Here is a 15668-nt window from a genome sequence, read left to right as displayed (position 1 = left end):
TGGTGTTGTTCTTTTAATAATAAAATTACTCTGTTTTCTCCTTTTTGCTACTTGCTATTAAAGTTAATAAATAACCAAGCATGATTAAAGATAATAGAATGGAAGAATAGATCGCCTTCTTTTCCTCTGTTAAAGGCAAGTAATCTACGATCATATTAGGAACATAAATCATTAAAGGCACAAAAACAACAAAAGATTTGCTCCACCATGCAAACCAACATAGATACGCAAATGGGATACAAAAAACGAAAAATCTAGCAAGGAAACCTTCTATAAGAAAAACAGGTTGTAGAGAATTACCATAAAACATAAGTAATATAAATAGTGCTGTACTTAGTATTTGTAGACTGAGTAGAAGAAGGAAGAATGTTCGATTTGTCTGGTTTCTTGCCGTCGTAAAACGAAAAACAAATACATACACACCTAACATAAAGACACAGATTAATAGACTTCCTATCCCAACCCATAAAGAAAAGGTGCTTTCTCCTAAAATGATTTTGCCTATAAGAGAGTATGATATTAGACTTATAAAAATATGAGGAATAAGTTTTCCCCATCCTTTCATGTCCGTATCCATCTCTTTTGCTAAATTCTCCATATATTCTTTTGGAGAAGCACCTGTAATATCCTTTATATTTTTACCATTTGCTTCTGCTTCTTCCAAATGATTAGAGAGCTCTTCTGTTATTTCCTTCATTTCTTGTTCATTTTTTCCACTAGCCATTAAATATAAATACATGTTATCGATAAAGTTTTGCGCTTCCTTTGATAATGCCATTCTAATCCTCCTTAATATCAGACAGTAAATGAGAAACACTTGTTGATAGAACATTCCACGTCTTCATAAATGTGTGAAGTGATTCTTTTCCTTTAGCTGTTAGGGAATAATACTTTCTCTTCGGCCCTTGTGGAGATGGTTTGGATACCACATATACTAATTCTTCCTTTTTCATACGTAATAAAACTGGATATATGCTACCTTCACTTACCATAGTAAATCCGTACTCCTCTAACTTTTCAATCATTTCATACCCGTAAATCTCTCCTGTCGAAATGACTGCAAGTAAGCACCCTTCCAGTACCCCTTTTAACATTTGACTTTTTGACATATACCTTCCCTCGCTAACTTAAACTACCTGGTTATACAAGATAGTGGAAATCCCTTTCTAATACTGGTAACTATTGTCATTATAACAAATGCTATTTTGCATTACAAGATAGTGGTTGTTAAACGGCTGAAAAATAGGCTCATCCTTCTGCTTTTTAGCAACATAGTGGACTTCCACTGTTACATACAGTTAAAAATAGGAGGTGAAATGGTGAAAAAATTACTAAGATTAACGGTCATTCCTTTTTTATTCTTCCTTACTGCTTGTGGAACTGACCCAGTACAAGAAGATCTTTTGAACTATGTAAATGAAGAGATGACTGATGCTTTCGAGCTTGAAGCATTAGCTGTAGGTGCATATGATCAAGTTTCTGGAATTAACTATACAGATGATTACACGATGTATGACACAATTAGTTTAACTGTAATTCCAAATTACAACGAGTTCATTAAAGAATTAAATCAGGTAAAGATAGAAACTGAAGAGTTAAGAGATATACATGAGATTTATATTGAAGCTGCAGATATCCAGTTTAATGCGTTTGTGAAAATATTAAGTGCATTGGAAACACAGGATATCGCTTTAGTGGAAGAAGCTAATTCTATGTTAGAAGAGGCAAGATCCCTTATTAGAGAATATTTAGACGCTATAGATACATTGGCGAAAGAGCATGATGTAGAGTTCGATGAAAAGGCTATAAGTGAGTCAATTTAACCTATTACATTAATTCCTTTTGTGTAGCAACCTTGACATTAACTCGAGGCTAAAAAAAGAACCATTTTAACACGTAGAAAGTGTTTAAAAATGGTTCTTCTTACTATATAGAAGTGTTAGGAGATTTCTTTAATGCTCGGTAAAAGAAAATTCCACTGAATAATAATAAGACTCCAAAACTAAATGTTTTTAAATCTGCTGTTCCCGCAATGATAACCCATATAGAATATACTGTGGCAATGATTCCAATCGCAAAGTCAATTCTTCTTTCTTTAACTGTTCGATAAGTCTCTCCTGTAATCGTTAACTTTAGTTGAAAAATCGAAGAAATCAAATATGGGACAAGATAGCTTAATGTTGCTATATAAATAACAAAATCAAATGCTTGTGAAATACTACTTGAAATGGTAGAGAAAATAAATAGCTGTCCAAAAATATTCGTTAACAGTAAAGAAAAAGTGGGAATTCCTTTATCATTTTCTTTTGCAAATGCGGGTATAAATATCCGTTGTTTTGCTGCTGCATAAGGAACTTCCGAGCTTAGCATGACCCACCCAATCGTCGAACCGAATAAACTAATTAATCCAATTGCTGCTAATACTTTTCCGCCTATTGGTCCTAATACTGTTTCAATGGCATCAATTAGTGGTTTCTGTGAGTTTATTAATTCCTCTTGCGTTAATAGCCCCATGACTAATGTACTGATACCTATATAAATGATAAGGGCAATGATCAGACCTAACATTGTCGCTTTTTTAACATCTGACTGCTTTTTCGCTCTACTGGCAAATACTACGGCAGATTCTACCCCGATGAATGCCCATAAAGTGGTAATGGCCGCACTATTTACTTGTCCAAAAATACCAACAGCATGGCCAGAATCATCTATCTTTGATTCTGCAAAAGGCAGAATATTACTTGTTTCAAATGCGAATAATGCAATGATAATAAATAGCATAAAACCTATGACTTTCGCAGCAGTTGCCGCTAAATTTAATTTTCCTGCATGTTCCATTCCATTTAAAATAATAAAATGTGTACCCCATAATAGTATGGTACAAACCAAAAATGTCAGGGCATTTCCTACATACAAAGTGAAAGAACCAACTTTCAGCAATGCTGCTCCACTTGTTAAAATGGGAAAGAAAGTAGATAAGTATCCAGCAAATGTAGTAATAATGGCAATATTACCTGCTAAATTTCCAATCCAATAGCCCCATGTTGCCATAAAACCAGCCAATGTCGACTTATTTGAACCTGGTTTAAAGAGTTCTTTTGCGTAAATCTGTGGTCCACCTACTAGGTTAGGTTTTCTTATTGCAAGATTACCAAAAACAAAAGCAGTAACCAATACTCCAAATCCCGTTAGTAGCCAAGCAAGTATAACTCCTGCTGGGCTTGCCACTTCTGATAACGATCGTGGTAGCATAAATATGCCTGAACCCACCATATTTCCTACAACTAACGAGGTTAATACTCCTAAGCCTAATTTTCCTTTTGTACTCATAATCATTCTCCTTGTTACAAATGTTAGTTCTTGATGAATAAGATTATTTTATACATAAACCTTTATCTACATATACCTACCTAGAAAAAAACACACCGCTATAATGGTGTGTTACTAATTAAAAAACACCATCAGATAAAAACGATAGTTCATCATAGAAGTTCTATGACAGTTCTGTATCTATTCGACTACAGACCCAGCTACTATTATCAGAGAACAATAGTGCTTCGGCGATTTTTCCTTTTTAAAGACATCTACAAGTTCTCTGACTCTCCGTCTTTATACTCTTAAAAATCGCAACCTCTACCTCATCTTAAGCTGACAAGGTTTTCTCTTATTAAAGTATTAAATGATTAAATCATAAATATTAGATTACGAGATATTTATTAGGCTGTCAATGCTTCATCATGAAGTGTGAAAATTAGAAGTATTCGTACTCAAATGTATAATAAAAAAAGAAAGAAAGGTATCCCTTCTTTCTTCTGAAACTTATAGTGTAGTGATAATTGGTTTATCATTTGTAATGATAACGGTATGCTCATATTGTGCGACAAAGCTTTTTTCTTTAGTAGAAAAAGTCCATCCATCACTTTCTTCATAAACTTCCTCTGCACCTGTTGAAATAAATGGCTCAAATGCGATAACCATTCCATCTCTTAATAATTCCGTATCCCATGAATCAAAATAGTTTAAAATATGATCAGGACTTTCGTGTAAAGAAGTGCCAATTCCATGACCTGTCAGATTTTTAATCACAGTGAAACCATTCTTTTTCGCTGTATTATAAACATACTTACCAATTCTATTTTTCTTCGCACCAGGCTTGAAGCATTTTAATCCTTCTTCAAAAGCCTCTTGTGCCACTTCACATAATTTTACTAATTCAGGATCCCCATTACCTACAACAAAGGATTTACCTGTGTCTGCAAAATAACCATTTTTACTTGCAGAAACATCGATATTCACTAAATCCCCTTCTTTGATAACACGACTACCTGGTATCCCATGTGCTACTTCATCATTAACAGAAATACATGTATATCCAGGAAAATCATACATATCTTGTGGCGCAGATACGGCACCATGCTCTTGAAACAATTTTCCTGCAATTTCATCAAGCTCTTTTGTCGTTATTCCAGGAACAGTACTTCTAATTAATTCCTCTCTAATTAAACTAACAATTTTACCAATTTCTTTTAATCCATTCATATCTTGTTCGTTTTTAACTATCATTTACTATCTCCTTGTACTCGTGATCTCGATTCTTATCGCGCTTATTATTATATGCTAATAACCGTTTGAAGTAAAAAGAAAAAACTGTAGATAAAAGTATCTACAGTTAGTGTATGAACAATTGATGAAATATTACTTGCGTAAATGACATTTTATTTAACCTAAAATAGAATGTATTTGCTTGATGTCGAGCAATTCTTCATCTGTGCATGCTTTCTTCTTGTTCTTTCTCCGGATTTCAGGAAAAGTAGGATAGACGCTTTATCAAATATATCAATGATAGGTACTTTCCCAAACATGTATTCATTTTACAAGAATAGTTGCAGGAAGTTTGTTCCTACCCTTTATATTCTCCGTTATTTTTTGCTGCTTTTTCTTTTTTTGCTTTGTCTTTATGAATTTTATTTGTTGCTGCACTACCTATTTCATGTGCAAATTCTTCATTTAATACGGCAGAATCAAAGCCTTTTTTGTTTTTTTGTTGTGGATCGGATTTTTTATTTTTCTTAGCCATCATTACACCCTCCTTTTTCTCCTTTTATTATGAAGGGAAGAGGGGGAAAATATGCATCACTATCTCTTAATTCTCTTGATATCTATCTTTAATAAATAGAACGGATTGTTCAATAAACTCGTTAAGTACTTCTTCTCTTATATCTGTTAATTTATTTATATATACACATGATTTTCCTGGTTTGTGCTTGCCTAGATCTTTTAAAAATTTCGCTCTAATTACTTCATCTGTTGTTAAATAGAGGCTTATATTAGCTTTGCGAGGAGAAAATCCTACGATTGGTGCATCTCCTTCATGTCCTGTTGCATATTTATAGTGGTAGGAGCCAAACCCAATAATACTAGGTCCCCACATTTTTGGAGGATATCCACTTATCTGACTAAAAATGTCTACTAGCTTATAAGTATCTTCTTTTTTTGCTTTGCTTTCGACGGATTCAATAAATTCTATAACGTCATTGTCTGTTTCTGTCGTCTTTAATTTATACACGAATAGATACCTCCTTTTTGTTTATTATACCTAAGTTTTGTAAGATTTTCTCTTTTATTATTATTGGTGAACAAGAAAAAAAGAGTTAGTTATCTGTATTTAGATAAACTAACTCTCAGGCTGTAGCCAAACTCCTAAATGGAGATTTAGACGTTTATAGGAAAGTGTATTTAATCATTCCACTGAATAGGGGGATGATTTCCGTTCCTGGGGTTGCTTTCCACGTGGCTCATTTACGAACCGATTCTTCTCTAACGCTCCTGCTTTCTTCTCGGACTATCTCGCATATCCCGTAGGAGTCTCACCCCTGTAACGTAGATAAGCTGTGTAAAAATATTTTTTATTCTTGCCAAATCACTATTGTCAACAAACTGAGAATTAGTCATCTACAAATGGAGATACTAACTCTCTTCCATATTTCATTAATCACTTAATCCCCATACGGAAACACTGTTAGCATTAACAGGAAAGTTGCCGAATCCTTTTTCGTCAATTTCTATTATGTCATCTCGTGTATTAGTAATATCCATCCATTTTTCTCCTTTACGGGACTCCCCAACAAACATTTTTTTCATACCATCCTCTTTGTTGGAAATTACGACTGCACATCCAGACTTTTCTATTTCTTGCTCTCCATGTCTTACCCATCCGATTAAATGAGCATTATCAAAATAGTCATCTTGTTTTCCGTATGCTTTTTTCTTTCTAGCATAGAGTAATGGATCTATTGCTTCTTTCTTGCCTTCTATTGGATTTTCTCCACTGATTCCATAATAATCTCCATAAAAAACAGTAGGATAACCATCCTTTCGAAGTAAAATTAAGCTGTATGCTATTTGTTTAAACCAATCTTCTACCCAAGATTCTAGTGATTCTTCTGGTTGGGTATCATGATTATCAACAAATGTTACACAATTAAGTGGATTCTCTTTCACTAATGTACCGTCAAAAATAGTGGTTAAATCAAAGTCACTGCCTTGAGTGGAGGCAGTATGTAGTTGATAGTGAAGAGGAACATCGAAAAGATCAATCATGTATTCTGTTTCCTCTAGGAATTCCCTGCACTCCGTTAAATCTGCTTTCCAAAATTCACCTATTAAATAAAAATCCTCTTTCTGTTCTAGCATAGATGCTGCGAATTTTTTAATAAAATCATGGTTAATATGTTTAATGGCATCAAGGCGATAGCCATTACAATTCACTGTTTCACTAAGCCATTTTCCCCATGTTATCATTTCTTTTTGAACCTCTGGATTGGCATAATCAATATTTGCAAACATTAAATAATCATAATTTCCATATTCATCATCTACTTTACTATTCCAATCCTTATTATCCCCAATTATACGGTAAACGCCTGATTTACCTTCCTTATCGTCATAATCTGTACCATTAAAATGAATAAAGTTCCAAGTGAATTCTGAATATTTACCTTTTCTTCCAGGGAAAGTAAACTTTGTCCAGCCTTCAATATCATGCGGCTCTGAGATATCTTCTTCTCTATTTTCAGGATTTACTTCTATGACTTGAAAAGTTTCCTTTTCATCGGCACTTGCTTTATGGTTCATAACAATATCCACATATACATTAAGACCTACATTGTGACATGCTTCAATTGCTTCTATTAACTCTTCCTTCGTACCATATTTCGTTCGAATGCCACCCTTTTGGTCAAATTCTCCTAAATCATATACATCATAAACACTATAGCCATTATCATCTTGAGAGGAGGCTTTTGTAACTGGAGGTACCCAGACAGAATCAATGCCACTTTCTTTTAGTTTTCCAGCTAAATCTTTTAATCTTGTCCAATGTTTACCATTTGCTTCAAGATGCCATTCGAAAAATTGCATCATTGTTTTATTCTCCATAGCTTTCACCTTCTTCTTCAACTTGTTATGAAGTAATTCTACCCACATATCTAACATTTGAAGCCTAAAATAAAAAAATGCTCTCTGATTAAGTGAATAACTAGTAATAAATCTAGTTATTCACTTAATCAGAAAAAGCATCTGTTGTCTTAAATTATATTAAATTCTTTTTAACTGAAATTCTTCTTTAATGTTGATTAACAATTCTTTATTAGTTAGTATTTCATACCCTGTCAAAGCCATAGATTTAGCACCTAGTATCATAGCATCTCTACCTTGTTCTGACATAGCTGCTTCTCTAAATTCATGCGTATGACATGCATATTCCTCATTACAAATTTTTACGTATGGATGAATAGAAGGTACTACTTGGCTTACATTTCCCATATCTAGTGATCCTGTACCATCTTTTTGTTCTAAGATATCTTCAGCTGCAACACCTAAGCTTACTAGTTGTTTTGAAAAAACCTCTGATAGGGTTTCATTTGTAATCATATCATCATAAGAAAACTCGTAATTGGAGGTCTTTAAGGTAGCACCAGTTTGTAAAGCTGCTCCTTCTGCGCATTGAATGACTTTCTTCACCAATTCATTTACATACTCTCTCTTTGCTCCACGTACATAAAATTGAGCTACAGCATAATCTGGAACAATATTAGCAGCTGTGCCACCTTCTTTTATGATTCCGTGAATTCTTGTATCTGATGTTACGTGCTGTCTTAATGCATTAATACTATTAAACGTTTGTAGAACAGCATCTAATGCATTGATGCCATGATGCGGACTTGCAGCGGCATGAGCAGCTTTTCCAAAGAATTCAAATTGTATGGCATCCATTGCAAGAGAGGATCCACTCTTTACATAGTTATCTAGTGGGTGTACCATCATAGCGACATCTAATTCTTCAAAGATACCATTCTCTGCCATGGTAACTTTCCCACCTTTTGTTTCTTCTGCAGGAGTACCATACACGATTACTCTACCACCTGTTTCCTCTAAAGCTTTACTTAATCCAATAGCAGCTGCAATAGACATTGTACCAATTAAGTTATGCCCGCAAGCATGTCCTAACTCTGGTAAAGCATCATACTCAGCCATGAATCCTATAGTTGGACCTTCTTTTCCACTATCATACACAGCTCTAAAAGCGGTAGCTAAATCACAAGTACCCATATCTACTTGAAAGTCATGTTTTTTTAATGTGTCTGATAAAATTTTGGAAGCTTTATATTCTTCATGTCCAAGCTCTGGATTTTCTCCAATATAAATACTAATTTCTTTAAACATCTTTTCCTTTTCTTGAATTGTGTCTAGGATGTTTTGTTTCATGTTCACTTGCACCTCATTTGTTTTTTCTACTTACTAGTTTACTAGATTTTCTTTATTTTACTAGAAAAAAGTGATTAATAATAGAATTATTAGTATAAATATGCAAAAATAATGTATGAGACTACATGTACCTTCTATTAATAATGAGAGAAATAGTTTTTGTTACATAAAAAAGGAGTGGTATAAATAACCACTACCTAATGCTTAAAAAAGGTGTCTACTTAATATTTTTCCCATAAAAAATTTCATTCATTTCTTCTGTTAGCTTTTCCGTAATAAAGTTTCGTTCTTGATGTGATAAAGCATCTTCTGTATATCCAAAGAGATAATTATTTAAATCAAACTGTTTCAGTTTGCATTTTGTATGAAAGATATTTTCTTGGTAAATATTCACATCTATCATATCAAATTGTTTTTTTATTTCTTCTGGAATAAAGTTCTGTATAGAATTGATTTCATGATCTATAAATAGTTTGTGTCCATTGATGTCACGTGTGAAGCCTCTAACTCGGTAATCTAATATCATAATATCGGTATCGAAGGAATGTATAAGATAATTTAAAGCCTTAAGCGGAGAAATTTCTCCACATGTTGAAACATCAATATCTGCTCGAAAAGTACTAATCCCTTCGTCTGGATGGTATTCAGGATAAGTATGTACGGTAATGTGACTTTTATCTAAATGCATAACTACCGAATCAGGATGAAGAGGTCCAGGAGATTCTTCAAACGCTTCTTTCGGAGCTTCTATTATAGGTCCTTCAGAAACGAGTAGTGTGACACTTGCACCTTGAGGCTCATAATCCTGTTTCGCTATATTTAATACATGCGCACCTATAATATCCGATACATCTTTTAAAATGTTTGTCAGGCGATCCGCATTATATTGTTCATCGATATATTGTAAGTAGGCTTCTCGTTCTTCTTTTGTCCGTGTAAAACAAATATCATACATATTAAAGCTTAAAGATTTAGTTAAATTATTAAATCCATGCAGTTCAATGCGCTCTTCTGGTGTTAAGCTCATTTATTTGTTCTCCTTTCTACCTTTTTACCTATAATTTTAGGTTACCCGAAGAGAGAATGAGTTAATCAAAAAAGAGCGAACTACCACTTATTCACGTCTTGTGAATACAGAGGTAGTTCGCTCTCCTTTTTATTTCCTTTAAAACATGCTTAATTGATACTTATTAGCAAGTAATTCTAGTAGCTTTAATCCTGCTACACTATTCCCTTTATCATCTAATGCTGGACCAGATAAACCAATTCCAAAACGATTAGGAACTGCTCCTAAAATCCCTCCAGAAACACCACTTTTTGCTGGAATTCCGACACGAACCGCAAATTCACCAGATGCATTATACATTCCACAAGTAACCATAAATGTTTTGCATATTCTTGCAACATGTGGAGGCATAATTTGCTCATTTGTTTCTGGATTTTTTCCATCTAGAGCAAATACTATCCCAATTCGTGCTAAATCTAAACAGTTTACTTCAATGGAGCATTGCTTTGTATATAGATCTAAAAGCTCTTCCACATCTTCATTAATAATTCCGTGCTGTTTCATAAAATAGCAAAGTGCTCTGTTTAAGTGAGAGGTATCAAATTCAGATTGAGCTACTTCCTCGGAATATTCAATCTCATTATTTCCAGACAATTTTTTAACAAAGTCAAGAATTCTGTCTAGACGCTCATCGACAGAACTTCCTTGAATCATATGAGTTACTGCAAGAGCACCAGCATTAATCATTGGATTAAGTGGTTTCGAGGGATTACTCATTTCTAACTTAACAATTGAATTGAAGGGATCTCCTGTTGGCTCGTATCCCACTTTTTGAAACACGTATTCTTCGCCACATTCTATTAAGGCTAATGCTAATGTAATCACTTTAGATATACTTTGCAGAGTGATTTTCTTAGATATACATCCTGCATAATAACATGTTCCATCTGCTTTATAAATAGCTACTGATAAATCCTCAGGGTTCGCTTTTTTGAGAGCAGGTATATAATCTGCAACTTTTCCGTTTTTTGTATATTGTTTAGCTTCTTCTAATAGTAGTTCTAATTCTTCATTTGATTGACAAACCAATTACATCACCAGCTTTATGTATATTTTCCAAGTACAATATTTTGGCTCTTTCACCAACATTATATTGCCTAATTATTAGTTAGTATAAACGATTTTTCTAAAAATAGTAATAAGAAGTATAAAACGATTGCCTTTACAAAATCTTTTCATAGATGAAAGATTTTTGTAAAAGCAATCGTTTCTTAAGAGCGTTTATTCATTTGTTCCATGTAGTATAGTTCTAATTCATTCCATGGTAATGGTTTACTAAAATAGTAACCTTGAATTAAATCACATTGATGTATAGTTAGGAATTTTAGTTGTTCCTTTGTTTCTACGCCTTCTGCAATAACAGAAAAATGCATATTATGTCCCATATCAATGATTGCTTTAGCAAGTGAACCTTGATGGATGGGATTTTCAATATCATCAATAAAATCTTTATCAATTTTTATAATATCTATTGGTAAAGATTTTAAATAGCTTAGGGAGGAGTATCCCTTACCAAAATCATCAATAGAAATAAGGAAACCAAGCTTTTTAATTCGACATAAAATTAATTTAGCACTATCAATATCTTGCATAACTGATTCTGTTATCTCTAGTTCGATATTTGCTGTATCTAATTGTAATCTAGTTATCTCAGTCTCTAAAAAGTGCAGAAATTCATTATATTGAAACTGTTTGGCAGAAATATTGACTGCTAATTTCAAATGAATTGCACCACATTCATCCCACTTTTTCTTTTGGGTGAATGCTTCTGTTATGACCCATTCTCCAATAGAGAACATTAAATTGGTTTCTTCTGCTATCGGGATAAACTCACCTGGAGAAACATACCCATACTTAGGATGTTTCCAGCGAAGTAATGCTTCAACCCCTGAAATCTTCCCTGTCTTTACATCAATTTGCGGTTGATAAAACAACGATAATTCTTTCTTTTTTATGGCTTTTCTTAAAGCCATTTCTAGTTCCATTTTTCTAGAGCTTTTCTCAGCAAGATAAGAGGAGTAAAATTGATAATTATTTTTCCCTAAATCTTTTGCTAAATACATAGCAGCATCTGCATTCTTAATTAATGTTTCTTGATCCGTTCCATCAGATGGGAACAGGCTTATACCAATACTTGGCGTTACAAAGAATTCATCCTCATCTACATGAATCGGTGTAGCAAATTCTTCTATAATTACCTTTGATATATTAGTTGTTTCTTCTTTTGTTTTATTCTCTAATAAAATTAAAAACTCATCTCCGCCAAATCTAGAAACAAAATCCTTTTCATCCAATACAGATTGTAAGCGGTCTGCTACTTTTTCTAAGATTACATCCCCTGTGCTATGCCCTTTTGTATCATTAATTCGTTTGAATTGATCTAAATCTATAAAAAGAATAGACATGGAATTTATTTCATTTTTATTGAGCTTCTCATTAAGATAGTCTAAACAACTATTTCTGTTTGGCAGACCTGTTAATGTGTCCTTATAAGCTAATTCTTTAATCATGGAATCTGCTTTTTTCCTTGAAGTAACATCTCTTCCAAACACTAAGACAGTACGCTGACCTCCAAAGAGAATGGGCATACAGGAAATTTCTAAATTTATCTTTTGTTTTTGAAGGGTGATTAACTCTAAATCTAGCATGATATTATCAGTTTCATTTGCTTTATTAAATGTATCTACAATATATTCATATGTTTCGTTAGAAAAAAAGTCACTAATTGGCCGATTGATTAAATCATATGACGTTTTTGACCCTAGTATTTTACTTCCTGCATTATTGATATATAGAAAGTGGAAATCTTTAATTAAAGCAATAATATCTGGTGACATATCGACTAATGTACTAAACTTATCTTCATTTTCTTTACTATCCGTTATGTCAATTAGTACACTAGTAAATTCCATCATTTCGCCTGTCATAACATCAAATACAGCACTACCTCGATCTTTTATCCAACGAATTTTACCATCAGGCTTTATAATTCGATATACACTGATAATTTCCTGGTTTTTTTCTCTTAAATGTTCTTCTCTAAACTGTATAATCTTTAAATCATCAGGATGTATTACTTCTCTCCATAGGCTAATATTGCTTTGAAACTCTTCTAATGATCTTCCATATATCTTCTCGATTCCCGAGGTAATCAGAAGATTATTTGACCGTAAGTCATGAAACCATATAGCTATATCAGTTGCTTCAAATATAGATTGTAATTTTTTATTACTATGTGATAATTCTGAGAACATACTTGCAATTCTTTTAATTATCACAATCAGAGTAAATATGATAGCCATATCTAACATAAAATGGAGGATGAGTAAAATTGACTTATCAGGATGAAATAAGTTTACCAAGAAAGAACAAATAACAAAAAAACAAAGGGTTATAATCCATTTTGCTTTACTGTTTTTTTGCATATTATAAATCTCCATTCAAACACTTCATATATTTTTAATAGATTGTCCTTTATATCGACTAAATCTGGAGATTCTTAACTATTTAGTAGAATTATTATCATATGGTTGTTAAAATTACGCCAATTGTAATAAAAGCTATGCCAATCCCATTCCATAAGCTGATTTTTTCACTTAAGAAAAGTACAGCGATTATAGTTGCAAGCACAACACTTAATTTATCTACTGGTGCTACTTGTGTGACTTTTCCTGATTTTAGAGCTAAAAAATAAAATAACCACGAGCTAGCTCCTGCAATGCCACTTAGAACAATATATATAATATTTTTCTTATCTGCTAAGATAACAGGAATTTTATTTAAATTACCTTCTATAGCAACGACAATCATGAGAAAGATAGCCATAATAATCGCTCTAATCGCTGTAGCTGTATTAGAATCAATATTTTGTAATCCTATCTTTCCAAAAATACTAACAAACGCTGCACACACTGCGGATAAAAGAGCATAAATCAACCAATTCATACTATATCTCCTCCTTCAATTACTTACAATAAATTTAGAATTTACTATTTGAGTGGAATTATTACAGAAGCAATACTAAAACTATTTCAAGCCCATTTACCTTATGTATTATGTTTCAAAATTAAATCAGCCTATGATATAGTAACAACGATGGATATTAAGGAGGAAACCAATGGCAGGCAAAAAATATTATGTAGTTTGGAAAGGATTTAAACCTGGAATTTTTCAAACTTGGGCAGAATGTGAAAAACAAACAAAAGGCTTTAAAGGAGCTTCATTTAAGTCATTCCCTTCCCTTGCAGAAGCAGAAAAAGCATTTGCTAAAGGAAGAAATGAAACTAGTACCTCAAAATCCTCAAAAAATACGATACATAAAAAATTAGAACCAATTGAAGAAGATAGTATATCTGTGGATGCAGCTTGTAGTGGGAATCCTGGATTAATGGAATATCGTGGGGTGCACACAAAGACAGGAGAAGTAATCTTTCATTTTGGACCAGTCCTTGGCACCAACAACATTGGAGAATTTTTAGGGATTGTTCATGCATTATCACACCTGGAAAAGGAAGGAAAAGCTACCACCATCTATAGTGATAGCATGACTGCTCTTGCATGGGTGCGAAATAAAAAAGCTAATACTACCCTTTTTCGTGATGAAAGAACAGAAAAATTGTGGAATATGATAGAAAGTGCAGAAAAGTGGCTAGCTACCCATTCTTATACCAATAAAATACTTAAATGGGATACAAATAATTATGGAGAGATTAAAGCAGATTTTGGAAGAAAATAGTTTTGATTCTTCTGTTTTAGCATTTGTTATAGCTTAGCTATCAGATTTACTTCATACCCATCTTTATAGTAAAAAGTAATGTAATTAATCAGCTATACAATTATCAATGAAGCAGGAGTGATACATATGAAAAAACAAGTATATTTTAACCATGATGCAGGTATCGATGACTTAGTTTCTCTCTTTTTATTATTACAAATGGAGGATGTAGCCTTAACAGGAGTTTCCGTCATTCCAGCAGACGGCTATCTAGAGCCAGGCATAAGTGCAAGCAGAAAAATTATCGATCGCTTTGGAAATGGTAATATAGAAGTCGCTAAATCCAATTCTCGTGGTATCAATCCCTTTCCTAAAGACTGGCGTATGCATACCTTCTATGTAGATGCTCTACCTCTACTAAATGAGAGTGGTAAAGTAGAAGCTCCTATGAGCACTTTACCTGCACATGAACACTTAATTAAGTGTGTAAGAGAAAATACAGAAAGAACAACTCTTTTGTTTACAGGTCCCTTAACTGATCTTGCTAGAGCAATTGAAATAGCTCCTGATATACAAGATAAAATAGAAAAATTAGTCTGGATGGGTGGAACATTCTTAGAAGTAGGAAATGTTCAAGAGCCTGAACATGATGGAACAGCTGAATGGAATGCCTTTTGGGACCCAGAGGCAGTTGCTACGGTCTGGAATAGTTCCATAAAAATAGAAATGATAGCATTAGAAAGCACCAATCAAGTACCCTTAACAGTTTCTGTCCGAAATCACTGGGCATCCTTACGCAAATATACTGGTCTTGATTTTATCGGCCAATGCTATGCAGCATGCCCTCCATTAGTGCATGTTGAAACAAACTCTACCTACTATTTATGGGATGTTCTTACTACTGCGACCATTGGAAAGCCTGAACTCGTAGAAATGAAGAAAGTCTCTTCTATCGTGCTAACAGAATCTCCTTCACAAGGAAGAACATTGGAACATAAAGACGGTCGTCCAGTTTCAGTAGTTTACTCCGTTCAACCAGAAGAATTCTTTACCTATATTACGGAACTAGCTAAGTCAATAGAGAATTAACATATAAGAGCAATGGAAGATATTCATAAGAAA

The 15668-nt window shown here is 33.4% G+C and carries 15 protein-coding genes and 1 riboswitch; of the genes, 3 read left to right on the top strand and 12 right to left on the bottom strand.

Annotated features, from left to right (window positions below; genetic code table 11):
* Positions 1-25 precede the first annotated feature (25 nt).
* Together F9279_RS06870 and F9279_RS06865 are read right to left on the bottom strand one after the other, a co-directional pair.
* On the bottom strand, positions 26-778 hold the full coding sequence (locus F9279_RS06870) for a DUF1129 family protein (protein WP_193224495.1): 753 nt from the start codon (positions 776-778) through the stop codon (positions 26-28).
* A gap of 1 nt (position 779) precedes the next feature.
* The gene (locus F9279_RS06865) at positions 780-1109 is read right to left on the bottom strand and encodes a PadR family transcriptional regulator (protein ID WP_152112049.1); all 330 of its coding nucleotides are present in this window, start codon (positions 1107-1109) and stop codon (positions 780-782) included.
* A 210-nt stretch (positions 1110-1319) separates the two neighbouring features.
* Here F9279_RS06865 and F9279_RS06860 point away from each other — a divergent pair, with 210 nt between their 5' ends.
* On the top strand, positions 1320-1823 hold the full coding sequence (locus F9279_RS06860) for a hypothetical protein (protein WP_152112123.1): 504 nt from the start codon (positions 1320-1322) through the stop codon (positions 1821-1823).
* A 103-nt stretch (positions 1824-1926) separates the two neighbouring features.
* Here F9279_RS06860 and F9279_RS06855 read toward each other — a convergent pair whose 3' ends face one another.
* The 10 genes from F9279_RS06855 to F9279_RS06810 form a co-directional block, all read right to left on the bottom strand.
* Positions 1927-3330, bottom strand: a complete 1404-nt coding sequence (locus F9279_RS06855) for an amino acid permease (protein ID WP_152112048.1) — start codon at positions 3328-3330, stop codon at positions 1927-1929.
* A gap of 137 nt (positions 3331-3467) precedes the next feature.
* Positions 3468-3644: riboswitch (Lysine riboswitch) on the bottom strand.
* 175 nt (positions 3645-3819) lie between these two features.
* Positions 3820-4563 carry a type I methionyl aminopeptidase gene (map, locus tag F9279_RS06850; RefSeq protein WP_152112047.1) on the bottom strand — a complete coding sequence of 248 codons (744 nt, stop codon included), beginning with the start codon at positions 4561-4563 and terminating at the stop codon, positions 3820-3822.
* A 337-nt stretch (positions 4564-4900) separates the two neighbouring features.
* Positions 4901-5077, bottom strand: a complete 177-nt coding sequence (locus tag F9279_RS06845; RefSeq protein ID WP_226793327.1) for a hypothetical protein — start codon at positions 5075-5077, stop codon at positions 4901-4903.
* A gap of 66 nt (positions 5078-5143) precedes the next feature.
* Positions 5144-5566: a DUF1801 domain-containing protein gene (locus tag F9279_RS06840; protein WP_152112045.1), complete on the bottom strand. Its 423-nt coding sequence runs from the start codon at positions 5564-5566 to the stop codon at positions 5144-5146.
* A 422-nt stretch (positions 5567-5988) separates the two neighbouring features.
* Complete coding sequence (locus tag F9279_RS06835; RefSeq protein ID WP_152112044.1) at positions 5989-7437, bottom strand: alpha-amylase; 1449 nt, start codon at positions 7435-7437, stop codon at positions 5989-5991.
* 159 nt (positions 7438-7596) lie between these two features.
* Positions 7597-8766 (bottom strand): M20 family metallopeptidase, encoded by a 1170-nt coding sequence (locus tag F9279_RS06830; RefSeq protein ID WP_152112043.1) that lies wholly within the window; start codon positions 8764-8766, stop codon positions 7597-7599.
* 217 nt (positions 8767-8983) lie between these two features.
* Positions 8984-9793 carry an adenosylmethionine decarboxylase gene (speD, locus tag F9279_RS06825; RefSeq protein ID WP_152112042.1) on the bottom strand — a complete coding sequence of 270 codons (810 nt, stop codon included), beginning with the start codon at positions 9791-9793 and terminating at the stop codon, positions 8984-8986.
* Positions 9794-9931: 138 nt separating this feature from the next.
* Positions 9932-10861 carry a glutaminase A gene (gene glsA / locus F9279_RS06820; protein WP_152112041.1) on the bottom strand — a complete coding sequence of 310 codons (930 nt, stop codon included), beginning with the start codon at positions 10859-10861 and terminating at the stop codon, positions 9932-9934.
* A 182-nt stretch (positions 10862-11043) separates the two neighbouring features.
* Positions 11044-13257: a GGDEF and EAL domain-containing protein gene (locus F9279_RS06815; protein WP_193224494.1), complete on the bottom strand. Its 2214-nt coding sequence runs from the start codon at positions 13255-13257 to the stop codon at positions 11044-11046.
* Between the two features lie 97 nt (positions 13258-13354).
* A complete protein-coding gene (locus F9279_RS06810; protein WP_152112039.1) occupies positions 13355-13777 on the bottom strand; it encodes an EamA family transporter in 423 nt (140 codons plus the stop codon).
* Positions 13778-13949: 172 nt separating this feature from the next.
* Between F9279_RS06810 and F9279_RS06805 the strand changes: the two genes are divergently transcribed.
* Both F9279_RS06805 and F9279_RS06800 read left to right on the top strand, forming a co-directional pair.
* On the top strand, positions 13950-14567 hold the full coding sequence (locus tag F9279_RS06805) for a viroplasmin family protein (RefSeq protein ID WP_152112038.1): 618 nt from the start codon (positions 13950-13952) through the stop codon (positions 14565-14567).
* Positions 14568-14693: 126 nt separating this feature from the next.
* Positions 14694-15635, top strand: a complete 942-nt coding sequence (locus F9279_RS06800) for a nucleoside hydrolase (RefSeq protein ID WP_152112037.1) — start codon at positions 14694-14696, stop codon at positions 15633-15635.
* The last annotated feature ends 33 nt before the right edge of the window (positions 15636-15668 follow it).

The organism is Bacillus sp. B1-b2, from assembly GCF_009183415.1.
In the GTDB taxonomy this organism is placed as follows: domain Bacteria; phylum Bacillota; class Bacilli; order Bacillales; family Cytobacillaceae; genus Niallia.
Note: the sequence above shows the minus strand (reverse complement) of the source record. Positions and strands in the feature narration are given on the sequence as shown.

What these genes read in the sequence shown, in the direction of transcription:
- F9279_RS06870 (WP_193224495.1), bottom strand. Translation starts at nt 778, where the DNA reads ATGGCATTATCAAAGGAAGCGCAAAACTTTATCGATAACATGTATTTA.
- F9279_RS06865 (WP_152112049.1), bottom strand. Translation starts at nt 1,109, where the DNA reads ATGTCAAAAAGTCAAATGTTAAAAGGGGTACTGGAAGGGTGCTTACTT.
- F9279_RS06855 (WP_152112048.1), bottom strand. Translation starts at nt 3,330, where the DNA reads ATGAGTACAAAAGGAAAATTAGGCTTAGGAGTATTAACCTCGTTAGTT.
- map (WP_152112047.1), bottom strand. Translation starts at nt 4,563, where the DNA reads ATGATAGTTAAAAACGAACAAGATATGAATGGATTAAAAGAAATTGGT.
- F9279_RS06845 (WP_226793327.1), bottom strand. Translation starts at nt 5,077, where the DNA reads ATGGCTAAGAAAAATAAAAAATCCGATCCACAACAAAAAAACAAAAAA.
- F9279_RS06835 (WP_152112044.1), bottom strand. Translation starts at nt 7,437, where the DNA reads ATGGAGAATAAAACAATGATGCAATTTTTCGAATGGCATCTTGAAGCA.
- F9279_RS06830 (WP_152112043.1), bottom strand. Translation starts at nt 8,766, where the DNA reads ATGAAACAAAACATCCTAGACACAATTCAAGAAAAGGAAAAGATGTTT.
- speD (WP_152112042.1), bottom strand. Translation starts at nt 9,793, where the DNA reads ATGAGCTTAACACCAGAAGAGCGCATTGAACTGCATGGATTTAATAAT.
- F9279_RS06815 (WP_193224494.1), bottom strand. Translation starts at nt 13,257, where the DNA reads ATGCAAAAAAACAGTAAAGCAAAATGGATTATAACCCTTTGTTTTTTT.
- F9279_RS06810 (WP_152112039.1), bottom strand. Translation starts at nt 13,777, where the DNA reads ATGAATTGGTTGATTTATGCTCTTTTATCCGCAGTGTGTGCAGCGTTT.
- F9279_RS06805 (WP_152112038.1), top strand. Translation starts at nt 13,950, where the DNA reads ATGGCAGGCAAAAAATATTATGTAGTTTGGAAAGGATTTAAACCTGGA.
- F9279_RS06800 (WP_152112037.1), top strand. Translation starts at nt 14,694, where the DNA reads ATGAAAAAACAAGTATATTTTAACCATGATGCAGGTATCGATGACTTA.